The organism is Botrimarina sp. (genome assembly GCF_040219535.1).
Classification (GTDB): Bacteria; Planctomycetota; Planctomycetia; order Pirellulales; family Lacipirellulaceae; genus Botrimarina.
In genome coordinates, this window is the sequence record NZ_JAVJSH010000020.1 from 406,805 (window position 1) to 427,990 (window position 21,186).

Annotated in this window: 21 protein-coding genes; 13 read left to right on the top strand and 8 right to left on the bottom strand. The window is 69.3% G+C overall.

What is annotated here, in order from left to right; translation table 11 throughout:
* Positions 1–35: 35 nt before the first annotated feature.
* Positions 36–3,851, bottom strand: a complete 3,816-nt coding sequence (locus RIC11_RS11925) for an outer membrane protein assembly factor BamB family protein (protein ID WP_350211502.1) — start codon at positions 3,849–3,851, stop codon at positions 36–38.
* A 510-nt stretch (positions 3,852–4,361) separates the two neighbouring features.
* Between RIC11_RS11925 and RIC11_RS11930 the strand changes: the two genes are divergently transcribed.
* The 4 genes from RIC11_RS11930 to RIC11_RS11945 all read left to right on the top strand — a co-directional run bounded on the left by RIC11_RS11930 (position 4,362) and on the right by RIC11_RS11945 (position 7,284).
* Entirely contained in the window at positions 4,362–4,685 is a 324-nt protein-coding gene (locus RIC11_RS11930; protein ID WP_350211504.1) for an HU family DNA-binding protein, read from the top strand.
* 136 nt (positions 4,686–4,821) lie between these two features.
* On the top strand, positions 4,822–5,280 hold the full coding sequence (locus RIC11_RS11935; protein WP_350211506.1) for a tRNA (cytidine(34)-2'-O)-methyltransferase: 459 nt from the start codon (positions 4,822–4,824) through the stop codon (positions 5,278–5,280).
* Positions 5,281–5,362: 82 nt separating this feature from the next.
* The gene (murB, locus tag RIC11_RS11940; protein WP_350211508.1) at positions 5,363–6,241 is read left to right on the top strand and encodes a UDP-N-acetylmuramate dehydrogenase; all 879 of its coding nucleotides are present in this window, start codon (positions 5,363–5,365) and stop codon (positions 6,239–6,241) included.
* Between the two features lie 83 nt (positions 6,242–6,324).
* Positions 6,325–7,284 (top strand): cell division protein FtsQ/DivIB, encoded by a 960-nt coding sequence (locus tag RIC11_RS11945; RefSeq protein WP_350211510.1) that lies wholly within the window; start codon positions 6,325–6,327, stop codon positions 7,282–7,284.
* 24 nt (positions 7,285–7,308) lie between these two features.
* Here the strand turns inward: RIC11_RS11945 and RIC11_RS11950 are convergent, their stop codons facing one another.
* On the bottom strand, positions 7,309–7,887 hold the full coding sequence (locus tag RIC11_RS11950) for an isochorismatase family protein (protein WP_350211511.1): 579 nt from the start codon (positions 7,885–7,887) through the stop codon (positions 7,309–7,311).
* An 86-nt stretch (positions 7,888–7,973) separates the two neighbouring features.
* Here RIC11_RS11950 and RIC11_RS11955 point away from each other — a divergent pair, with 86 nt between their 5' ends.
* The 4 genes from RIC11_RS11955 to RIC11_RS11970 all read left to right on the top strand — a co-directional run bounded on the left by RIC11_RS11955 (position 7,974) and on the right by RIC11_RS11970 (position 11,132).
* Positions 7,974–8,147: a hypothetical protein gene (locus RIC11_RS11955; protein ID WP_350211513.1), complete on the top strand. Its 174-nt coding sequence runs from the start codon at positions 7,974–7,976 to the stop codon at positions 8,145–8,147.
* Positions 8,148–8,218: 71 nt separating this feature from the next.
* Complete coding sequence (hslV, locus tag RIC11_RS11960) at positions 8,219–8,776, top strand: ATP-dependent protease subunit HslV (RefSeq protein ID WP_350211515.1); 558 nt, start codon at positions 8,219–8,221, stop codon at positions 8,774–8,776.
* A gap of 53 nt (positions 8,777–8,829) precedes the next feature.
* Positions 8,830–10,173 (top strand): ATP-dependent protease ATPase subunit HslU, encoded by a 1,344-nt coding sequence (gene hslU, locus RIC11_RS11965; RefSeq protein ID WP_350211517.1) that lies wholly within the window; start codon positions 8,830–8,832, stop codon positions 10,171–10,173.
* 185 nt (positions 10,174–10,358) lie between these two features.
* On the top strand, positions 10,359–11,132 hold the full coding sequence (locus RIC11_RS11970) for a hypothetical protein (RefSeq protein ID WP_350211519.1): 774 nt from the start codon (positions 10,359–10,361) through the stop codon (positions 11,130–11,132).
* A 5-nt stretch (positions 11,133–11,137) separates the two neighbouring features.
* Here the strand turns inward: RIC11_RS11970 and tsaE are convergent, their stop codons facing one another.
* From tsaE to RIC11_RS11985, 3 genes are read right to left on the bottom strand one after another with little or no spacing between them, the layout of a single operon-like run.
* On the bottom strand, positions 11,138–11,614 hold the full coding sequence (gene tsaE, locus RIC11_RS11975) for a tRNA (adenosine(37)-N6)-threonylcarbamoyltransferase complex ATPase subunit type 1 TsaE (protein ID WP_350211521.1): 477 nt from the start codon (positions 11,612–11,614) through the stop codon (positions 11,138–11,140).
* A complete protein-coding gene (gene thiL, locus RIC11_RS11980) occupies positions 11,611–12,522 on the bottom strand; it encodes a thiamine-phosphate kinase (protein WP_350211523.1) in 912 nt (303 codons plus the stop codon). The genes tsaE and thiL overlap by 4 nt, the downstream gene beginning before the upstream one ends.
* A 53-nt stretch (positions 12,523–12,575) precedes the next feature.
* Positions 12,576–13,961: a trypsin-like peptidase domain-containing protein gene (locus tag RIC11_RS11985; protein WP_350211524.1), complete on the bottom strand. Its 1,386-nt coding sequence runs from the start codon at positions 13,959–13,961 to the stop codon at positions 12,576–12,578.
* Between the two features lie 794 nt (positions 13,962–14,755).
* Between RIC11_RS11985 and RIC11_RS11990 the strand changes: the two genes are divergently transcribed.
* On the top strand, positions 14,756–15,334 hold the full coding sequence (locus tag RIC11_RS11990; RefSeq protein ID WP_350211526.1) for a hypothetical protein: 579 nt from the start codon (positions 14,756–14,758) through the stop codon (positions 15,332–15,334).
* A gap of 17 nt (positions 15,335–15,351) precedes the next feature.
* On the opposite strand, the gene RIC11_RS11995 is transcribed toward RIC11_RS11990, so the two are convergent.
* The 3 genes from RIC11_RS11995 to RIC11_RS12005 all read right to left on the bottom strand — a co-directional run bounded on the left by RIC11_RS11995 (position 15,352) and on the right by RIC11_RS12005 (position 17,494).
* Entirely contained in the window at positions 15,352–15,831 is a 480-nt protein-coding gene (locus RIC11_RS11995; RefSeq protein WP_350211528.1) for a chemotaxis protein CheX, read from the bottom strand.
* Positions 15,832–16,015: 184 nt separating this feature from the next.
* Entirely contained in the window at positions 16,016–16,534 is a 519-nt protein-coding gene (locus RIC11_RS12000; RefSeq protein ID WP_350211530.1) for a 6-pyruvoyl trahydropterin synthase family protein, read from the bottom strand.
* A 3-nt stretch (positions 16,535–16,537) separates the two neighbouring features.
* Positions 16,538–17,494 carry an alpha/beta fold hydrolase gene (locus RIC11_RS12005; RefSeq protein WP_350211532.1) on the bottom strand — a complete coding sequence of 319 codons (957 nt, stop codon included), beginning with the start codon at positions 17,492–17,494 and terminating at the stop codon, positions 16,538–16,540.
* A gap of 591 nt (positions 17,495–18,085) precedes the next feature.
* Here RIC11_RS12005 and RIC11_RS12010 point away from each other — a divergent pair.
* From RIC11_RS12010 to RIC11_RS12025, 4 genes are all read left to right on the top strand, one after another.
* Complete coding sequence (locus tag RIC11_RS12010; RefSeq protein WP_350211534.1) at positions 18,086–18,463, top strand: hypothetical protein; 378 nt, start codon at positions 18,086–18,088, stop codon at positions 18,461–18,463.
* A gap of 98 nt (positions 18,464–18,561) precedes the next feature.
* Positions 18,562–18,873 carry a hypothetical protein gene (locus RIC11_RS12015; RefSeq protein WP_350211536.1) on the top strand — a complete coding sequence of 104 codons (312 nt, stop codon included), beginning with the start codon at positions 18,562–18,564 and terminating at the stop codon, positions 18,871–18,873.
* A 128-nt stretch (positions 18,874–19,001) separates the two neighbouring features.
* Positions 19,002–19,823: a TetR/AcrR family transcriptional regulator gene (locus RIC11_RS12020; RefSeq protein WP_350211538.1), complete on the top strand. Its 822-nt coding sequence runs from the start codon at positions 19,002–19,004 to the stop codon at positions 19,821–19,823.
* 58 nt (positions 19,824–19,881) lie between these two features.
* The gene (locus tag RIC11_RS12025) at positions 19,882–21,183 is read left to right on the top strand and encodes an efflux RND transporter periplasmic adaptor subunit (protein WP_350211540.1); all 1,302 of its coding nucleotides are present in this window, start codon (positions 19,882–19,884) and stop codon (positions 21,181–21,183) included.
* The last annotated feature ends 3 nt before the right edge of the window (positions 21,184–21,186 follow it).

Below are 21,186 nucleotides of genomic sequence, written 5' to 3' on the forward strand. Positions count from 1 at the left end.
GTACCCGATCGCTACCGCCGCGGCCCACGCCGAGTTCATTGTTCGGCTTCTTCGATCCACTGGAACAGCCGGTCGACCCCTTGTTCGAGGTCCTCCAGGTCGGGCCGCCGCTGCGCGTCGGGGTCTTCGACCCGAGCGTCCATCGGCGGCCGGGGCGGGGCCGGGCGGTCGGTCGTTTCCAGCCGCAGGGCGACGCGTCCGACCCGGGCGACGACCCGCTCCGTGTCGCCCCGTTCCAACACGGCCCACGCCGGAGGCGCTTCGATTGGCTGGTCCGCGGGCAGCCCCGAGCGTCGCATGAGCGTCGCCCCCGTGCGGGCGTCGAGGGCTGCTAGCACGAGCTCCGGCGTGTCGTCGGACTCGCCGCTTGCCGAAGCGGCGCCGCGGGCGAGCAGCAGGACCGGCGGGTCGGCGATGGCCGTCTGCAAGACCGCCATACGCTGGATGATCGCCGGCGAGACCCACGCCGGCTCGCCGCTCTTCCGATCCAGGCAGTGCAATTCTCCGGTCAGCAGCGGCTCGGGCCCCAGCGGGGCGGCGCCGCGCGCTTGATCGAGCATCGCCGTCCCCCGATCGACCTCTACGAGGATCCGCTCTCCGAGCGGGCGCGCACGCAGGTCGCGGACCGGTGAATCGTCGAAGGCAGGCAGACGGGTTTCGAACCGCTCTTCGCCGCGCGCGATGTCGATTGCCGTGAGCCGGCAGTCTGGGTCGAGCACCAGAAGCAAATCGCCACCGCAGAGGGCGGCCACCGAATCGGCCGGGAACGACCGTTCCCACAGCTTCGGCTCGTTCTCATCGGCCAACGGCCAAATCGAAAAACGCCGCGACTCCCGCGCTTTGGACTGCGTAAGCAACGCGTCGCCGGCTTGGCAAACCCAACTGTCCGGAGCCGGAAAACGCCCCTCGGCGCCACTCGGTTCACCCGTCCACGCGGCGAGACGAAGGGCAGGGTTCTCGCCGTCGCAGACGATCAGTCGGTCGTTGACGGCCAGCACGCGGGTCGCGTTCGCTCTGCCGGCGAGCGGGCGCCGCCACGCCAGTCGGCCCGACTCGAGGTCGCGGCAGGCAAGCGAGCGATCACTGATCGACACGACGCCCCAGGGCCCGATCGCCATCGGGCTCTCTACCGCTGGTGTGTCGTCGAGCGGGTCGGGCCAGTCCGCCCGGCTCGCCGACCGACTCGTCCAAAGCAGGCCTGCCCGGCCGCCTGCGAGCGAACCCTCGGCCGGATTCAGTCGGTAAACGGCGTAGCCGTCCTCGAGTCGAACGGCTAGCCGGCCTCGCCACAGGCAGTGGTTGGGCTCGCCCGGGTCGGGCGGGCGGTTGCTGCGCCGGTCGGGGGGACCGCTCGGCAAGGCTTCTGCGAACACCCCCTCACCGAACCGATTGGTCGCGACGACGACCGTCTGGTTACCTCGGGTTATCAACTGCAGGTCGGTCGGGTCGGTCGGGCTCGGTTCGCGGATTGCCGGCTCGAACGTCTGGTGCTGGAACCTGCGGCCGCTGTGTCGCCGCCGCGAACTCCGGGTGAGGATCGGCTCAGGCGTGCCGACAGCGAGCTGGCTGCGGACGTGGTGGGTCGACCACGTGATCGAAGCGCCACGCTCCGGGGGTTCGGCGGGCTCGGGCTCGGGCTCGCGGCGTGAGAGGACGCCTTCCGCGAGCCGCGCGGCGCGTAGTTCGAGGCCCCCGGACCGACGCAGAACGCAGTCTGCCGCCGGTGAGTTGCTGAGCCGCCGGGCGGTGGCCAGCAGAGTGGAAGGGTCGGCGCCCTCGGCGGTCAGCCGCAGGGCGGCGGCGAACGCGTCCGCGCGGGGGCCCGCCTCGAGGCGTTCCAGCTCGCTCGCCGCCTCGACCGGGGCGATCCGCCCCGCGTCGGCCGATTCGAGCAACGCGGCTGCGTAGCGGGCGATTGCCTGAGGGTCGTCGGGGGCGGCTTCGTAGCGTCCTTGCCAGTACGAGAGCGACGCCGCTTCGCGCGTCGGGGCCCGATCGGCATCGCACGCCCACCGTCCGACCGCTCGATCCGAGCAACTGAACAGGCCGCCAGCGCTCACGATGAGATCGCCGAGTTGGACGGGCGCCACCAACGGGTTGGTGTCGGTGGACACCCACTCAAGCCGAGCGGATTCGGTCTCGCCCGCGCAAACCACGGCGAATCGCCCCGACCGTGTCGGCACGATCACGCGGTCGCCGACGACCGCGCCGTGGCCGACGGGGCGGTCGCCATCGAGCGAGACGGACCACAGCTCGCGACCGTCACTCACCGCCCACGAGCTGATGGCGCCGCTCTCGATCACCACAACCGAGTCGTCGACGACGCCGGCGATGCTCAGCCCCTCGTCGCGCGAGACCGCCCAGATCGACTCGCCGGTCGCCGGGTCGAGCGCTTCGATAGTCGGCGCGGCGGGGGTCGCGACGATGAGGCGGTCGCCGTTCTCGATGACGGCGGAGTGCCGCCAAGCGACCTCGTCGTTCTCCCACGCCCTGAGATCCCCCGCGTTGAGGCCCTGCCAACCGCGTTGCGGCCGGCCATCTTGCGCTTCGGCGGGGACGGGCAGGTAGTGGATCCAAGCCAGCCGCCGCCGCACGGGGTCGACCGCCGCGACCGCGCCGCGCGCCGTTGGGCAGTAAATCAGGCGCTCGCCGACTACGGGAATCGCTGGAATCTCCGCCACCCTGGCGGGCGCCGCGCGTTCAAACCGAACCAAGGGCTGGGTCCATCGCACCTCGCCCGTGTCGGCCGCGACCTCGACCAGGCTGACGGTTTGGTCGCGGCTCGTGAGCGCGTACAGGCGCGTTTCAGCGGGCTTCGGAGGACCGAGGAACGCCGCGCCCGACACCGGGCTGTCCGCGTCGGCGCCGTCGAGGGCCCAGCGGAGCTTGCCCCCGGCGGCGGCGTCCAGCGCGACGAGGCGGTTGGGCGTCTCGGCGGTGTCGGACCGCCGGCGCCAGTGGCTCTCGATCGACGAGCGCAATGTATCCGGCGTTGCGATCCGTCGCTCGGGCGAGGCGGCCACCGCGTACACAAACTGATCGTCGCACGCGATCGAGCCGACCGGCGTCGACTCGCGGCGGCCCCGCTGTGAAGTCCCGCGCTGGGCGACCTCGGCCGCCCAGTTCAGCCGGCCGGAGGCCGCGTCGTAGGCGAGCAGCGAGTCTTCCCTGACGACGTACACCCCGGTGTCATTCGCGGCGACCGGCGCGTTTTGGAACCCCCCGCTGGGCCCGCCGCCACTTCGGCCGTTTTGATCGCTAGCGAACTCGCAAAGCCAGCTCAGCCAACCGCTAGGGGGCGCAGACGGCGGTCTCGGAGGACTGGGCGCGCGAAGCGGCTCGGCGATCTCTCTCAAGCCGGACGCGGCCGCCGACGCCAAGTCGTCGCGGCCGGCGCGTCGCCAGTTGGCCGCTTCTCTCAGCCGCAACCACGAGGGCGCCGCATCGCCGGCGGCCACGCGCGCCTCGCGGGCCACGCGGTAGATTTGAGCCGAGCGTTGCGGTGCGCCCGACGCGGCCTCGTTGGCCGCCAAGGTCAAGAGAGCGGCGTCGCCGAACAGCTCGGGCGGCCAGTCGGCAACAATCTGCTGCAGCTGCGTCACGCCGGACGCCGACTTGAGTCGTTGGTCGTACTGGCCCTGGAGAACGGTCAAGACGACCGATCGGCCTTCGCGGGGCGCGGCGGCGATCGCGTCGACCAGGCGTTGCTCGAGGCTCGCGCCTGCCGCGTCAACCGTGTCGGCTTTCTTCCCGGCGAGGCGTTCCACGAGCGGCGCCGCTTCGCCGTACCGCTGGTTGGAAAGCAGGTCGAGGACCAGCTCTAGACGCGACTCGACTTCGCGATCGGTCACCGTTTGGAGGCCGAAGTACAGACGGCTGAATTCGGCTGTCTGGGGCTCGGGGGCCGTTTCCTCGGCGAAAACCGGCTGAAAACCGAAAAAAAGGCCGCTTGCCGCGAGGACTATCCCAAGAAGCCGAGGGAGGGCGCCGGCCGCGTCGAATGGACGGCTTGGCTGACAGCCCGACTGAGCCTTCAGATCAACGCTAAGTGTATTATTCATAAGGCGTTATGCCTTCCCTGCAAGCTGCCTGGTTCCCATGCCGCTTCGCGACACGCGTCGGGGCCATGTCGGGGCGGGTCGTCGGCCTCCGAGGGCCGTAACCCCCGTTTTTCTCGGCACAGACGCGCTTTTCCCGCTTGTAGGGCCGAGACCTACCTCGTTTTAATCTCCCGGGTCGCCCGCCGGGCGCAAGCCGAGCTATCACCCAATAGCGTCTCGCCGCAAATCGCATCCACGGACAGCGCGTCCAGGGACGGAGTCCCGGCGAGTCATATCGTCACGAACGGAGGATACCACCCCATGGCGAAAGCCGCCCCCAAGCCGCCTACCAAGACCGAGATCTACGCCAACATCGCCGACGCGACCGGGCTGACCAAGAAGCAAGTCGCCGAGGTCTTCGACGCGCTCGACGCGCAGATCGAGAAGGCTCTGACCGGCCGCGGCGCGCCGAAGATGTTCTCGATCCCGGGCCTTTGCAAGATCACCCTGCAGCACAAGCCCGCCACCAAGGAGCGCGAGGGCATCAACCCGTTCACCGGCGAGCCGACGATCTTCAAGGCCAAGCCCGCGAAGAACGTCGTGAAGATCCGCCCGCTGAAGAAGCTCAAGGACATGGTCGGCTGAGCGCCGTCCGCCCCCCGCTTCTTCGCACCGTGAGCTCACGCCGTGGCGGGCCGAACCTTCGGTCCGCCACGGTTTTTTGTTGGTCTCGGCGGCGCCCACGGCGCCCATCGCCGCCCGTGCCCGAAGCGACCGCGAGATGCCCGAGCTGCACGTCGTGCTCTACCAGCCCGAGATCCCCTACAACACGGGGAGCGTGGGGCGCACGTGCGTGGCGCTCGGGGCCAAGCTCTGGCTGGTGCGGCCGCTTGGCTTCCAGCTAGACGACCGGCAGCTGAAGCGCGCCGGGCTCGATTACTGGGCCCACCTGGACTGGCAGGTCGTCGACGACTGGGCCGACCTCCGCCGGCGGCTGCCGACCGATCGGTTGTGGCTGCTCACCAAGAGAGCCGATCGCTCCTACCTCGAGGCAGACTACCAACCCGGCGACGCGCTGGTGTTCGGCGCCGAGTCGAGCGGGCTGCCGGACTCGCTGCACAGCGAGTTCCCCAACCGCCGGCTGCGGATCCCGACGCGGCCCGAGGTCCGCAGCCTGAACCTGTCGGTGGCCGTCGCGGTGACCGCGTACGAAGCGGCCCGGCAAACGCAGCTGGCGTGACCGGCACGCGTCCCTTCCGCCGGAAGGGGGATTCGCCTTGAATATCGGTATCACGCCCCGCGAGCCTGCCCACGACCCGACCATGGCGCTCACCACCGGTTTGGAAACCATCTTCACGGCCGACGCCCCGCTGGCCGAGCGGACGTGGTTCGGCGTGGGGGGGCCCGCCGCCCAGCTAGCGCAACCAGCCAGCGCCGATCAAATGGCCGAGGTCGTCACCCGCTGCCGCGACGACGCCACGCCGGTGCGGCTGCTCGGATCTGGCTCCAACGTGCTGGCCCGCGACGCCGGCGTGCCCGGCGTGGTCATCCTCCTCGACGACCCCGAGTTCGCCCGCGTCCGTGTCGAGGGCGCCCGGGTCCGAGTGGGGGCTGGCGCGTCGCTGGCGACCGTCATCAACGAGACGGTCCGCGCCGGGCTGGCGGGCCTCGACACGCTCGTGGGGATTCCCGGCACGGTCGGCGCAGCCTTGCACCACAACGCGGGCGGACGCGGCGGCGATATCGGACAGTGGGTCGCCGAGGCGACGGTCATGACCAGGGCCGGTGAGACCCTCACCCGCGAGCGCTCGGAGATGGTCTTCGGGTACCGCGAGAGCAGCCTCGACGAGCTAGCCATCGTTGAGGCGGTCTTCGAACTCGAACAGGCCGACCCGTCCGAGCTCACCAAGCGGATGCAGAAGCAGTGGATCGTGAGCAAGGCCAGCCAGCCCATGAGCCACCAGCGGCGGGGGCAGATCTTCCGGAACCCCCGCGGAATGAGCGCCGGCATGCTGATCGACCAGGCCGGCCTGAAGGGCGCGACGATCGGCGGCGCCAGCGTGAGCGACAAACACGCCAACTTCTTCGTCGCCGCCGAGAGCGCCACCTCCGACGACCTGCTGAAGCTGATCGACCTGGTCCGCAACCGGGTGCACGAGCGGATGGGGATCGAGCTGGAGCTGGCGATCGAGATCTGGTAATCGGCGGGGGCCGCTCCCGAGACGCGACGCCATCCGGCGGCGCGCGAGCCTCCCGGGCGAGGGGCGACCGAGGAGCCGACACCGTGCCCGAACCCAATCCGTCTTCGCAGACGCTCTTCGCAGGGCTGCGGCAGGCCATCGTCGCCCGACGCGGCGTGCTCACGTCGCTAGCGATCCTAGCGGCCCTGTGGTGCGCGGCTCAGGCCGCGTGGCGGGTCTTTCAACCCGAGGTCGCCCGGCGGCCGCAGTACCGATTGACCGCGGCAGCGCTCGAGGTGAACGAGCCCCCGCCGTGGGTGAGGGGCGACCTCCCGGAGCAAGTCTTCTCCGCGATCGACGAGGGGGCAGAGCTCTCAGTCCTGTCGCCGCGGCCGGAGCTGGAGCGCACGCTGAGCGACGCGTTGCTCGGCCACCCTTGGGTTCGCCGTGTCGATTCGATCACGCTGGCGCCGCCGGACCGCGTCGTGGCTCGCTTGGAATACCGGCGGCCGCTGGCGACCGTGATGTTGCCGGACGGCATGACGCCGATCGATGTCGACACGGTCCGGCTCCCCAGCAGCGACCTGCCCGAGCGCCTGGTCGCTCGGCTTCCTCGGATCGCCGTCGCCGTCGGCGATGGCGCCCGAGCGCCGTTCGACCCCTCGCCGTGGCCCACGCAGCAGCTCACCGGCGCCACGGCGATCCTCGCCGCGTTCGGCGACGCGTGGCCCGAGCTGCACCTGTACGAGATCCACGTCGAACTCCCGCCCGAAGTGCGGGGCGGGGTGAGGTTCTACAGCTACCGCCTGCGATCGACCGGCAACACGATCGTGAATTGGGGCGCCGCGCCGGGGCGGGGGCCCACCGACGAGGCCCCCTTCGAGGTGAAACTCGCGCGGCTGCGGCGGTTTGTCGAAGCCGAGGGCGATCTCGATTCGGTCGCCACCAGCCCCGAATTGCTCGACGTACGCAACGGCATTGAAGCGCACCGCCGCGTGGTGCGACGCACGGGGAATCGCCTTGCCGCTAAGCCGGGCGAGGAGCCAGAAACGGTCGCCAAATAGTCACGCCGCGTCGGATGCCGGGGCTCAAGGCCCGCCCTCTTTGGCGAGCTTGCTAATCTCCCGAAACGCCGGGTTTGCCGACGACTCGCACCATTCGAACAGCGTCGCCTCGGTGGTGGTGAGCGTGACGGCCGAGCCTTCGAGCCTCCGCAACGCGGTCTGGTGATCGACGGCGAACCGTGACCCGACCGCGTCGACCGCCACGTGCGGCTCGAAGCCGGCCGAAAGCAGGTCCAGCGCCGTCTGAGCAATGCACACGTGGGTCTCGATCCCCGCGAGCACCACGCTCCTGACGCCCTCCCGAGACCACTCTTCGAGCAGGTCCACGCACGCGCCCGCGCTGAAGTCGGCTTTGGGAAGCCGCGGCGGCAGCAGCTCGGCGAGCGGCGCGACCGTTGGGCCGAGCTTCTCGGGGGCTTGTTCGGTGGCCGCACGCCGCACGCCGAGCGCGGCGGCTGCTTGGGCGAGGCGGCGCGCGTTCCAGACGATCCGCTCGGCGTCGCCTTGGGCGGCCAGCAGCCTCTCCTGCAGGTCGACCACCAACAGGGCGGATTCATCGGGCGACATCAGCAGCGGGCTACGCGAGACGCGAGAACTCGGCACGGTGGTTTCTCCGATTGCGCCGACCAGTCAAAATACAAGCACACCGCCCGAGTCTAACGGCCCACCCGCCCCCCGTCCGCCCCGCCGTGTCGAAACAGAAAACCCTCTGCGATTGGAGCAAGAAAGACCTCCGCGAACGCTTCGAGGAGTTGCGGGAATTGGTCTCGCAGCCGCAGTACGTCTGCCTCAAGTGCGGCCGCGCGGCGTCGCAAAAGGGTGCGCTTTGTAAGGCCCAGTCGCTCGAAAAGCCGCCAAAGTGACTGCCCGCCGCCCCGCTTGGGGCCGGTTGGGCACTGGGCAAATCGGAGCGATCGCTCGACAATCCGATGGTATGAAAACCCCTCGAATCCGGTCGACAACGATCCTCACCGTGCGTGTCGGCGACACGGTCGCGATGGGGGGCGACGGCCAAGTGAGTCTCGGCGACACCGTCATGAAGGCCGATGCGCGGAAGGTCCGCACGATCGGCGACGGCCGCGTAATGACCGGCTTCGCCGGGTCGGCCGCCGACGCGTTCGCGCTGCTGGAGCGGTTCGAGGCGAGGCTCAAGGACTACCCACAGAACATGCCCCGCGCGGCGACCGAGCTCGCCAAGGACTGGCGCACCGACAGGGCGCTGCGACGCCTCGAGGCCCTGATCGCCGTGGCCGACGCCCGCGACACCCTCTTGGTCTCCGGCACCGGCGACGTCATCCAACCATCGGACGGCGTGCTCGGCATCGGCTCGGGGGGCAACTTTGCGACCGCCGCGGCACGGGCCCTGGTGGCCCACTCTTCGCTGTCGGCCGAAGAGATTGTCCGCGAGGCGCTCGGCATCGCCGGCGACATTTGCGTTTACAGCAACCGGAACATCCTCGTCGAGACGCTCGCCGCCGAATCGCGGGATTGAGCACCGGGCCGAGTCGACGCCCCGCCCCTTTTTCCGTAACCCGCCACCAAGTTTTGAAAGACCTGACGCCCAAGAAGATCGTCGAAGAGCTCGACCGCTACATCGTCGGTCAAGGCGACGCGAAGCGAGCCGTGGCGGTGGCGATCCGCAACCGCTGGCGCCGGCGGCGGCTCGACAAGGAGCTGCAACGCGAGGTGTCCCCCAAGAACATCCTGATGATCGGCCCGACGGGCGTCGGCAAGACCGAGATCGCCCGCCGCCTGGCCAAGCTCACCGGCGCCCCGTTCATCAAGGTCGAGGCCACCAAGTACACCGAGGTCGGCTACTACGGCCGCGACGTCGAGAGCATGGTGCGCGAGCTCGTCGACAGCGCGATCGCCCTGGTCCGCGAGCGACTGCGGGGCGAGGTCGAGCCGGAGGCCCGCCGGCGGACCGACGAGCGGCTGCTCGACAAGCTCGTGCCGGCGCCCAATTCGTTCGACGCGGGGGCCGGCGTTGAGGACGCGCAGGAGCGGCACGAGCGCAACCGCGAGAAGATGCGCGCGATGCTGGTCGCCGGCGAGCTCGAAGACCGCACCGTCGAGGTCGCGATCGAGCGGAAGCCGCAGGCGATGATGATCCCGGGGATGGGCGGCCCGGGGGGCGAGATGGACTTCGACGTGCAGGGCATGATCGAGAAGATGCTGCCCAAGCAGGTCTCGCGGCGCCGCATGCCGATCGCCGAAGCGAGGAAGGTGATCTTCGAGCAAGAGTGCGAGCGGCTCATCGACACCGAGAAGGTCAACGCCGAGGCGGTCGACCTTGCGCAAGACTCTGGCGTGATCTTCCTCGACGAGATCGACAAGGTGGTCGCCACCGAGGGGGGCAAGGGCGCCGACGTTTCTCGCCAGGGCGTGCAGCGCGACCTGCTGCCGATCGTCGAGGGGACGACCGTGCAGACGCGTTACGGCTACGTGCAGACCGACCACATCCTGTTCATCGCGGCCGGCGCGTTCCACAAGGTCAGCCCCAGCGACCTGATGCCCGAGCTGCAGGGGCGGTTCCCGATCCGGGTCGAGCTGAGCGACCTCACGAAGGAAGACTTCGTCCGCATCCTCACCGAGCCACGGGGCGCGCTGACCAAGCAGTACGCCGCGCTGATGCAGACCGAGGGGGTGAAGATCGACTTCGACGCCGACGCGATCGACGCGCTGGCCGAGTACGCTTACACGGTCAACCAGTCGACCCAGAATATCGGCGCCCGCAGGCTGTCGACCATCATGGAGCGGCTGCTCGAGGAGCTCTCGTTCGAGGCGCCCGAGATGGGCGGAGCCAGCGTGCCGATCGGCGCCGCGTACGTGCGGGAGCGGCTGGACGAGGTCACTCGCGACGAGGACCTCAGCCGCTATATTCTTTGAGTGTTCGCCCGGCGACCCGGTTGTGACGTTTGGAGCAGTCGCGCCGGGCGGGCCGTTGCGTTTCGCCACGCGCCGAGCCGGCGGGGAGGCCCCGCCAGATTTCCGCCGGTCAGAATGGCTATGCCAAACGAGGGCCCGACGGCACGTCGACCCCGCACGACTAGCGCCCCCAGCGAGAACCCGCCGTGAGCCAAGCCACGACGCTCCCCCTCCGCGCCGAAAACAACCCGAAGTTCTACAGCCGCTTCAAGTGGCTCGGCCTCGGCGCGCTGGCGTTCATGGCCTACTCCGTGTACGACGGGTTCATCCGCTACCCGGCGCAGATGGAGCGGAGCGAGGCCTTCTACGAGTTGGTCGACAGCAAGCTGTCGGACGAGCAAAAGGCCGACGTCCGGCAGCAGGTGCATGGTCGCGCGGAGGAGTACCAAGCCTTCTTGCAGCTCTACAAGAAGTCCGACGAGCTCCAGGCCGCTTGGGCGGAGACAGCCCAGGCCGAGACCTTGCCCCCCGAGCCCTTCAGCAAGCTCCGCACCCAGGCGGACATCTATAGCAACTACATCTTCGCGGCGTTGGGGCTGGTGGCGGGCGTGTGGTTCTTGACCACGGTCGCGCGCACCAACGGGCGGTGGATCGAGCTCAACGGCGACGGGATTACGTCGCGTTGGGGCGAGTCGTTCTCGCTCGACCAGGTCGCCGCGATCGAGAAGAAGCAGTGGCGCGACAAGGGGATTGCGTACCTGCGTTACCGTGACGCGAAGGGGCGCAGCCGGCGGTTCTTGATCGACAACTACAAGTACCACCGGCCCACCACCGAACGGATCCTCTACGAGGTCGAACAGCGGGTCGGGACCGAAAAGATCCAAAACGGCTACCCCGAGGTCGATCCCGACGCACCGCCGGTCGAGGCCGAGGCCGCGCCGCCCGTTGCGGAGCAAGAAGCGGCCAACCGCGACGCCTGAGCCGGTCAGTCGCCGCCCGCTGTGATCGTCTGGGTGAGCAGGCCGGCCGGGTCGCTGATCGTCGCGCGGCGGGTGGTTTCGCCGGTCGGCTCCAGCCGCACCGTCACGCGGTCGGCGGGCAACAAACGGTCGAAGCGGTCGCCCCACTCGACGAACACCAGGCCCGGGCCGGCCGGTGCGTGGCCGGCGAAGTATTCCTCGGCGCCGAGCTGCAGCAGCTCGTCCTCGTCCGTCAGGCGGTAGGCGTCGAAGTGGTAGACCGGCGCGCTGCCCGAGCGGTACTCGTTGATCAGTACGAAGGTAGGGCTGGTGACCTCCTCGCTCGCTCCCAGCTCCGCGGCCACGGCCTGCACCAGCCGCGTCTTGCCGGCGCCGAGCGGGCCTACGAGGCAGACGACCACCGGCGGCTGCAGCGCGCGGGCCAGCCGGCGCCCGAGCTCGGCGGTCGCTTGTTCGTCGGCGAGGTCGAGCGTGTAAGTCATCGGTGCTCGTAGCCCCGCGGCTGGAGGGGCTCCTCGGCGCCGCCGGAGCGGCGGAGCACCACGTCGGTCGGCTCCGTGGCGTTCCCGATCCAGAACAACCGGCAGCCGCCGGGCGGCGACTGGAGCAAGCGGTCCTTCTCCGTGTCGGCGACGGCCAGCAGGAGCTCGAAGTCTTCGCCGTCGGAGAGCGCTCGCTCGATCGCGTCGGGCTCATCCACGAGCGACTCCGAGACCGGCAGCCGAGACGCCTCGACTCGCGCCCCAACCCCGCTGGCGCGGCACAGGCGGTTGAGGTCGAGCGAGAGCCCGTCGCTGAGGTCGATCATCGCATGGACGTCGGTCGCTTCGACAAGGCGGAGCGCTTCGGCCACACGCGGCGTGAAGTCGAGGTGCTTGCCCGCAAGGCTGCCCCCCAACTCTCCGGTCACCAGCAACGCGTCGCCCGCCCGAGCGCCGCTTCGGAGGGTGGACCCGCGGGGCCCCGGTTCGCCGAACACCGTGACGGCCAGCACGAGCGGCCCGGGGCCGACGTTCGTGTCGCCGCCGACCAGCGGGCAGCCGAACTCCTCGGCGAGCGGCAGCATCCCTTCGACCAAGCGTCGGGCCAAGCGGTCTGGCGGCAGGCCGCCGGCGCCCCCGCGGGGCACGGCTAGGCTGAGCAGGAAACCGGTCGGGCGGGAGGCCATCGCGGCCAGGTCGCTGAGGTTCACGGCTAGCGCTTTGCGGCCGATCCGCTCGGGCGAGTGTTCCTGCGACGAGAAGTGCACGCCGTCGATCAGCAGGTCGGCCGCGGTCACCAGCTGGCCGCCGCCGAGCGGCAAGAGGACCGCGTCGTCGCCGACGCCCTCGCCGGGCCGGTTCTCTGGTGGCAGCCGATCGGCGAGCCACTGGACGAAATCGAGTTCCATCCAGAGAGCCTGAGCCAGCGAGGCCGCTTCGGCAAGCGTCCGCTCGCAGGCCGTTAGCGGAGGACTGGTTCGATCCGCATCGCGCCGTAGAGCGTCTCGGCGCCGCGGAGCACGTAGAACTTCACCTCGCCGAGGTCGCTGAGCGACTCGTTGTTGACGATGTAGCGGACGTCGTCGTCCGAGGCCGTCTCCCAGCGGTGCATGCCCACGAGGATGTCGCCGGTGCGGATGCCCTTGGCCGCGGCCGGCCCGTCGACGCGGACGTCGGTCACTCGCATGCCGCCGCGGTAGCGGCTCTGGCGCTGTTGGAACGTGCGCGACGGCTCCTGCTCGAGCCGGAGCCCCAAGACGCTCCACGCCTTGTCGCCGCCGGCGGCAGCTTCGGTTGCGGCGGCCACCCGAGCGGTCGCTTGCCGCGCCGGCGCGTCGCCGCGGCGAGCCACGGCCAAGCGGAGGTCGACCTGTTGTTCCCCACGCCGGACCGCGAGCTCGACGTTCTCGCCGATCCGCCGGCCGAGCAAAGCCCGCTCGACGTCCAGTGCGCGTTCGACCCGCACGTCGCCGAGCTGTTCGATGACGTCGCCCGGGCGCACGCCGGAGTGTGCGGCGGGGCTGCCTGGGTCGACACGCCGCACGACCAGCGCGGCGCCGTTTCGCGAGCCTGCCACGTCGAGGCCGTGCCACTTGTTCTCGAGCCGCTCGACGCTCATCAGCTCGGCCGCCACGTCGAGCGCCTGGTCGATCGGGATGGCGAAGCCGATGCCCTGGGCGCCCGCCCGCACCGCCACGTTGAGGCCGATCATCTTGCCCTCGATCGATAGCAGCGGCCCGCCGGAGTTGCCGGGGTTGATGCTCGCGTCGGTCTGGATCAGGTCGTCGTACGCTTGGGTGTCGCTGACCTGCACGTCCCGGCCCAGGGCCGAGATGATCCCGCGGGTGACGGTGTGCTCGTAGCCGTAGGCGTTGCCCACCGCGATGACCGGCTCGCCGGGCATGAGGTCCTGCGAGGCGCCGACGGGGATCGTCGGCAGCGTTCGGCCAACGTTGATCTTGATCACGGCCAGGTCGGTCCGGCGGTCGTGCGCGACGAGCCTCGCGACATCGACCGAGCCGTCGTCGAGCGTGACGCGGATCTGCCGCACGCCGTCGACCACGTGGTGGTTCGTCAGCACGTAGCCGCGCGGATCGATCACCACGCCCGTGCCCATCCCGTTCACTTGGCGGGCGCCGCCGCCGGGGGCCGCCTCGTCGGTGACGGTCTTCTGGCCCTGGATGTTGACGACCGACGGCCGCGCCGCCTGCACCGCGCGAACGATCGGCGTCATCCGCAGCGGCGAGATCTCCGCCGAACAGCGTCCCGGCGCCAGCAACGAGGCCGCCGCGCCGGCGAAGCCGGCCAACCAGAACGTGCGACGACGAAACGACGGGGCGAACGGCATAGGTGCGACGGCGGGCGGGGGCGTTGGGCGAGCGGCCGGGACCGCCCGCCGGCTCCGAGCCCGGCAGCGCCCCCTACAACCGGCCGAACCATGCGGTCGGCACGATCGTCGATCGGCCCTACGCAGGCGCGTCTCCAGCCCCAGATTCGTTCCCCCTCATAGACACCCTATTTTGACACCCGATATCGTCCCGATTCGGGAATTGCCCCGAAGGGCGCCACCGCGGGCTGTGGCTCGAACGCCGGCCGAGTCGGCACGGGGAAGAATCGGCCTCGGGGGGGAGGCTCCAGCGGCACCGCGGGCGGGGGGTCGGGCAGTGTCGCAGCTTGGTGGCCAGCCAAGCCCCGGCCAGCGTTCCAGTCGTCCGGCCAGCCGCATCCGCTCTCACCACCGTCACACGGGCCGCAGGCGGGCTCTGGCGCCGCGTGGCAGCCGCCGCACCCGCACGGCGACGCGTCCGTGGGGATCGCCGGAGGGCCCGACAGCGGCCACTCTCGAGCGAAGTAGTCGGCCAAGTCGTGGGTTACCGACTGCGAGTCGCGTCCCTCGGGCGCAACAGCGCAGCCGCTAGCAGCGACCGCCGGCACGACGACGAGGGCTGCGATTAGTAGCCGCATAGCTGCAGGTCCAAAGGAAGGCCGCCCGCCCGCGTCTGCTCGGTCGGCACCTCAGAGGTATCGGCGGCCGAGGGCCCGCGCTTTCGGCAAAATCAGCACACACGGCCTAGCTTGACAGCGGTTTAACGCTCACCGAGCGTGTGGGCTGTGCTGCCGGCGGGCGGTTAGGCTTTGGCCGTGACCGATCCCTCCGATCCGACGCCCATTCCCCGAGACCTAGCGACCCTGCAAGTCGCCGAGGCGGCTCGGGCTTCGGCTCTGGCGGCGGGGCATCGTGTCGAGGTCGAGTGCTCGCCAGGCAGCGAATCGACCTACGTGCACGTCTGCCGGGACTCGCGCTGGTACGGGGTGCGGGTCTCGTGCCATGCGCCGGCCTACGATTGCTCGATCGACTATGCGCAGGTGCTGATCGAGGAGCCGCCCACGGCCGAGTCAATCGCGGCCGCCGCTTCGAGGGCCGAGGAACTCGCCGTGCGGGGCGGGGCCGTGGTGGCCGATCCGGCGGACGTGGCGGTGGCGATCGCCAAGATCGCCGCCGTGATGGCCGACGGGCGCGTGTTCCGCGACGCCGACGGCACGCGGTGGCGGTGGAGTTCCGACGACGATGCTTGGCGACAGATCGGCCGCTATTGGGGCGACGGCCCACCTACCCCTCCCGCCCACCGCCCCAACCCGGCGGTCGGCGCGAGGATCCGTTGCCAGGTGCGTCACGCGCAGAACACCAGCGCGAAGTGGGCGGCCGAGCACGAGGGCTGACCGGGGTTCGTCCGGCCTCAGCGTGCGGCGACGGGCTCGTCGACTGTCTCGAAGCCGACCTCCAACCTCAGCGGGCCGAAGTCGGTCTTGAACGGGACCGCCAGCGGCGGCGTCGAGGAGGGGAACCGGATCTCGTGGCCTTCGCCGGTCACAACGTTCGGCAGGCTGACGTTCAGGTCGTATTGAGCCAGGTCGGTCTTGGCTTGGCCCGCGATGACGTTCGCGAGCTCGCCGACCGCGTCGAGCACGTCGTCGTTCACCTCGTTGATGTCTTCCATCAGCATCTGCGACGCGGCCTTTAGCGCGACCTCGGTCGACAGGTTGATCACGACCATGCCCGACGCCTTGCCCGACAGGCCGATCAGGCCGCTGATCGGGTACTGGCGCTGGCGCGGGTCTCCGAGCGACAGGTCGCCGCGGTGGGCGTCGGCGGCCAGCATCGTAGCGAACGTGTTGGTGACCGCCTTCAAGAACGGGTTGATGTGCTCGACCTTCATTGCGCCGCTCCGGTAGTCGGTGTCTGGAGTCTGCTCCCACGGCCGCAGTCGGAGTGCGGCGTAGCGATCGCGAAAGCCTACGTCGACAGACGCGGCCCGCGGGTCGGCGGTCGGCGATGGGCGCCCGTACGCCGCGCGGGTTGTGACGGTCGTAGGAGTCGCATCGAGAAGAGCGGGGCCCGTCTCAGCCGAGGCGGCATCGGCCGATCTGCCCCTCGCATTCATCGACCTCGACCGTCAGCCGGGCCGGCCGCGGCGCGTCGTTCTGCTCGAGGGCTTGGAGCAGCGTCTTGCCGATCCACTCGGCCAGCTTCTCGGCGGTCGTGTTGGGCACCGGCAACAGCACGCAATCTTCGGCTGGGAACACCCAGCGTCGATCGCCGTGCGTAACGACCACCTCGTGCCCCCCGGTCGGGCCGACGGACTTTTGGACCCGGATGGTCCGGTGCTCCGTGGGCAAGAGCATGCGGTGGTCGAGTCGGCGAACTATCCCGGCGAGCGTGTCGCGCGTGGCTATGAAGTCCAGCACGTAGTGGTTCGCGTCGAGCGGCGCCTCGGCCTCGATCGCTACGCGGTAATTGTGCCCGTGCAGCGGTTCGCACGTGTCGCCCGCGTAGGTGATGAAGTGGGCCGCGCTGAAGGTGAACGCCTGCTTCCCCAAGCGGATCGCGTAAGCGGCATCGCCTTCGAACAAATCGGCCATGGACTAGACGCTCTCCCTTGCGGCGCCCGCGTCCGCGCGCGCCGGGTCCGCTGGGCCGTCGCACTCGGCGATGAGACTCGTCAACTCCGCGGCACAGACCTCGGGCGCATCCTCGGCGACCCAGTGGCCGGCCCGCTCCAGGCGCCGCACGCGCAGGTCCGGCGCGGCGGCCCAGATCTCGCAGAACCGCTCCAGGCAGGCGCGGTCGAAACACCAGTCCCGCATGCCCCAAACCAGACGGATGGGCAAGCCTGCGAGCTCCGGCAGGCGCCGTTCGATCTGGGCGAGCGTCCGCCACGTTGGGTGCGACGGGCCTGTGGGGATGTCGTTCACGAACTCAAAGACCGCGCGGCGGTTGGACCAACTGTTGTACGGCGCGAGGTAACCCGACCGCACCGCCGAGTCGAGCGGTTTCTCGGTCGTCATCCGCAGGGCCGCCAGCGAGAAGAGATTGCCGCCCTGCAGCGCGAGCCGCCCCAGCACCGGCGTGCGGCACACGGCGATCCGCCGAGGCGCCCGCCGCGGCGGCCAGGCGCCGGTGTTCAGCAGCATGAGTGCCGACAGCCGGTCCTTCCGCTGCAGCATCGCCCCGAGGCCGATGGCCCCGCCCCAGTCTTGCGCCACGAGCGTGACGTCGCGGAGGTCGAGCTCGTCGACCAAGCGGCCGAGGTGCTCGATCCGGTCTGCGAGCCGGAAGGGCCGCGCGGGCTTGTCGCTGAGACCGCACCCGAGGTGATCGACTGCGACGCACCGCCGCTCGTGCTGCGCCGCGGCGATCAGCCTGCGCCAGTGAAACGACCAGGTGGGGTTGCCGTGCACGAACAGCACCACGCCAGCCGAGTTGCGAGCGGGCGACTCGTCGACGTAGTGCATCGCCCCCTGCTCGAGCTGCAGCCAGCGCGAAGCGAACGGGTACTCGCGCCGCCAGGGGGCGTCGGCGTGTTTGGCGGGCTGGTCCAAGGGGGGCGCCGTGGTGGGTCGGCGGAGAAGGCGTTCGTTTCGGGGAGGGGGGGGGGGAGGTGAAGTTTCCGCTGGGCTCCAAAAAAAAGAAAGCCGCGGTCGAGCGAGTCGACCACGGCTTCTCTATCAAACTTCCGACCGATTGCGACGGAGTGGAGTCGCTCGAAGAAAGACGCGAACCGGACAGCGCTGCGCGCGGCCATGGATCGGCTCGGGCCAATCGAATTTTTAGGTCCTCCCGGCGGAATGCTGGTCGAAAGCTTGGATCGGATACGCGGTCGTCGACCGCGGTGTTCGGTTTGTCGCGTCGCCGCAAGCGGGCGGCTTCCCTGGTATCGGAAAGTGGCCCGCGCGGCGTGACCTTCAGGCCGCGATTCCTGTCGACCCAGCGGGTCGCAAGGCCGGGCTTTCCGGTGGGCCAGGAACCCTATCGCCAAAGCATAGTTCAGGGAACCCCTAGCGGTCGCGCTTTGAGGTTGCCGCAGCGCCATTTTCGTCCGATTGGCGGAATGGCCTTCTCCGGCGCCTTGGGTTTTGGTAGCGCCCCGCGGACACTTCGCGCCGCCCTTCGCATTAGCCCCGCCTGACAGCATGTTCCTCGACTCCCGCGGATCCGCTTATCAGCGCCGCAGAGCGTTGCTAGCCGCGACGCTTGCACTTATCGCGCCGGCTGCCGACAGCTTTGGTCAGACGACGGAAAACCGCGAGCTCACGCTCCGCGAGCAGCTCGTCTTTGGCTTGCAGGTCCGGCGCCCGGTCGAGTTCGCCTATATCGACGCGGTGATCGACACGGTCGAGAGGGACGAGCTGCCGGAGTCGCTCGTGCTCAGGGTTTTCGCCTACGCCCGATCGCGGCAAGCCGTTTCACGGGTGCGCCGGCGGCCGATCATCACGTTCCAGGCGGCTTTGGACGAGATCACGAAGAAGCTGAGGATCGACATCCGTCCCGATCCGGCGCCGACCGCCTGACGCCCGGTAGGAGCCGGCGGGGAGTTGCGGTAAAATCCGGCTTTCGCGGCGTCTGGCCGCTTTCCCCGATTTCGGTCCGCCCGATACAGGCTGCCTTTATGGCTCGTAAAGTCGTTAACCGCAAAGACCTTCGAGCCGAGGCCGAAGCGGCCGAGGCGCGTGAGAAAGCCGACGAAGCGCTCGCCCCGAAGAAGAAAAAAGCAGCGGCCAAGAAGAAGACCACCCGCAGCAAGGCAGCCGCCGAAGTCCGCTTGAAGGCGTTTTGGGGCGTCTTCAATCAGTCGCTCAAGCGGGTCGCTCTTTACGACTACAGTCAGAAGAAAGAGGCCCAAAAGAAGGCCGACGAACTAACGGCCAAGGGCAAGTCGCCGCACTTCGTGCAGCCGGTGAAAGAAGTCATTAAGGAATAGCTAAACCCCTTCCTTGAAAGGCTTTGTGTCGCCGCTCAGGCGCCACTTCCGCGGCGAGGCGCGCCGAGCGGGTTTGGTCTCTCTCCGTTGGGTGCGGGGCATTTTCTGGTTAGCTTCGCGCTTCTGCCTTGACGAAACGTCAAGACATGACGAATAGTCAGTTAGGAGCCATGATCGCCAATACCTCGACACCGCCGCCAACGACACGCGTCGATCTCGCAGAACGCCCCGGCGAAACCCGCAAGCAGCGCGAGGTCCGGGTCCGTGAGGCGCGGATCCTGTCGGTAGCTCGGGAGCAGGTCCTTGAGGGGGGCTATCTGGGCCTCAACATGGACCGGATCGCCTCGGAGATCGAGTACTCGAAGGGCACGATCTACCAGCACTTCCGCAACAAGGAAGAGATCCTGCTCGCTCTGACGAACGATGCCCTCGACACAAGACTGCGGATGTTTGAGGCCGCCGCCGGGCACGTCGCGCCGACCCGCGTCCGCCTAGCGACGGTCGGCGCCGCCGCTGAGGCGTTCGTCGAACAGTTCCCCTATCACTTTAAAGTCGAGCAGATCGTTCGGGCCGCGTCGATCTGGGAGAAAACATCGCCCGAGCGCCGGCGCTTGATGGAATCGTGCGAGCGACGGTGCATGGCGACCGTCGTGCGGATCGTCCACGACGCGTTGGCAGCCGGGGAACTGACACTCGACGATCGGGTTCAGCCCGAGGAAGTTGTCTTCGGGCTGTGGTCGATTTACCTCGGCGCACAAATCATTGCTCACACGAGCCACGCCTTGAACGAGATCGGGATCGAGAGCGCGGTGTCGTCGCTACGAACGAACCAGTCGATGATGCTCGACGGCTACCGCTGGGCGCCGATGAGCGACGATTATGACTACCCCTTTCACATGGACCGCGTCAAACAGCAGTGTTTTCGGCATGAACAGTTCGCCCCCCGGTGAAGCCAGCCGCCCGTCGCGCGAAGGGCGGAGCGGGCCGCCGCTTTTTTTTGGCCGTGCGTTGACGGACCGTCAAAAACTGACGGGCCGTTGGCTGGGCGGGGCCGGATTGGCGATCCTGGTCGGATTGCTGGGCGCGGCCTCGGCGGGGGGCGACGCATCGCAGGCCGCCTCGCGAGCGGGCGCGTCGGCGACGCCGGCCGACGCATCGGACGCCCCCGCCGCGACTGTGGGGGTGCGCATCGCCGAGCCCGTCGACTCGCTGTTACGCGAGCGCGTCTACACCGGCACGCTCCAGCCGCGACGACGCAGTGTGCTGTCGTTCGAATCGGCCGGCAAACTGGTTTCGGTAGCCGTCGACGAAGGCGACCGCGTCGAGCAGGGCCAGCCGCTCGCGGCGCTCGACACCCGCCGACTCGAAGCGACGCGGGCAAAGGCCGCCGCCGAATTGGCGACGGCCATCGCACGGCTGGAGGAGCTGATCGCCGGACCGCGACAGCAGACCATCGCCGCCGCGCGAGCCGACGCGAGGAGCCTCGCCGCGCAACGCGACATCGCCGAACGCCGACGGAAACGCCGGCACGAACTGGCGCCGACCGAAGCGATCAGCCAAGAGGAGTACGAGGAGGCGGTCTACGCGTTTCGTGCGGCGGCAGCCCGCGCCGAGTCGGCTCAACAGGTGTTGGCCGAACTCGAGGCCGGCACGCGTCCTGAGGAGATCGCCGCCCAACGCGGGCAGGTCGAGGCCCTCCGAGCGCAGCTCGCGGACATCGACCACCAGCTCGAAGACGCCGTCCTCCGAGCGCCGTTCACAGGGCGGGTGTCCCGGCGCCGGCTCGATGAGGGGACCGTCGTCGCGCCCGGGGAGCCAGTCATCGACCTCGTCGAAGAGGACGCACTGGAGGCGTGGGTCGGGGCGCCCCCGTCGGCGGCCGGCCGGTTGGAAGCGGGCCAATCGCTGCCGATCGTGGTCGACGGACAGCAGCACTACGCCGTTGTCCAGTCGGTGCGTCCCGAGCTCGACCCGGAGACTCGCACGCAGAACGTGGTGCTGCGGCTAACGGATTCGGCCAACTTGGTGCCGGGACAGGTGGCGAAGGTCGCGCTAGACGAGTCGATCGCGATCGACGGCTTCTGGACACCGACATCTTCGCTCTCGCCCGGCAAACGCGGGCTGTGGTCGGTCCTGGTGGTCAACGCCGACGGGGTCGTCGCGAAGCGGCCGGTTGAGGTGATCGAGAACGACGGCGACCGGAGCTTCGTCCGCGGCACGCTCCAGGCGGGCGAGAGGGTCATTGTCGAGGGGACGCACCGCGTCGTTCCGGGCCAGCGGGTTGACGTTGCCCCGGCGGAGAAGCCTTGATCC

Bases quoted from the DNA above. Each gene is read 5' to 3' on its own strand.
- RIC11_RS11930 (WP_350211504.1), top strand. From the start codon at position 4,362: ATGGCGAAAGCCGCCCCCAAGCCGCCTACCAAGACCGAGATCTACGCC.
- RIC11_RS11935 (WP_350211506.1), top strand. From the start codon at position 4,822: ATGCCCGAGCTGCACGTCGTGCTCTACCAGCCCGAGATCCCCTACAAC.
- murB (WP_350211508.1), top strand. From the start codon at position 5,363: ATGGCGCTCACCACCGGTTTGGAAACCATCTTCACGGCCGACGCCCCG.
- hslV (WP_350211515.1), top strand. From the start codon at position 8,219: ATGAAAACCCCTCGAATCCGGTCGACAACGATCCTCACCGTGCGTGTC.
- tsaE (WP_350211521.1), bottom strand. From the start codon at position 11,614: ATGACTTACACGCTCGACCTCGCCGACGAACAAGCGACCGCCGAGCTC.
- thiL (WP_350211523.1), bottom strand. From the start codon at position 12,522: ATGGAACTCGATTTCGTCCAGTGGCTCGCCGATCGGCTGCCACCAGAG.
- RIC11_RS11985 (WP_350211524.1), bottom strand. From the start codon at position 13,961: ATGCCGTTCGCCCCGTCGTTTCGTCGTCGCACGTTCTGGTTGGCCGGC.
- RIC11_RS11995 (WP_350211528.1), bottom strand. From the start codon at position 15,831: ATGAAGGTCGAGCACATCAACCCGTTCTTGAAGGCGGTCACCAACACG.
- RIC11_RS12000 (WP_350211530.1), bottom strand. From the start codon at position 16,534: ATGGCCGATTTGTTCGAAGGCGATGCCGCTTACGCGATCCGCTTGGGG.
- RIC11_RS12010 (WP_350211534.1), top strand. From the start codon at position 18,086: ATGTTCCTCGACTCCCGCGGATCCGCTTATCAGCGCCGCAGAGCGTTG.
- RIC11_RS12015 (WP_350211536.1), top strand. From the start codon at position 18,562: ATGGCTCGTAAAGTCGTTAACCGCAAAGACCTTCGAGCCGAGGCCGAA.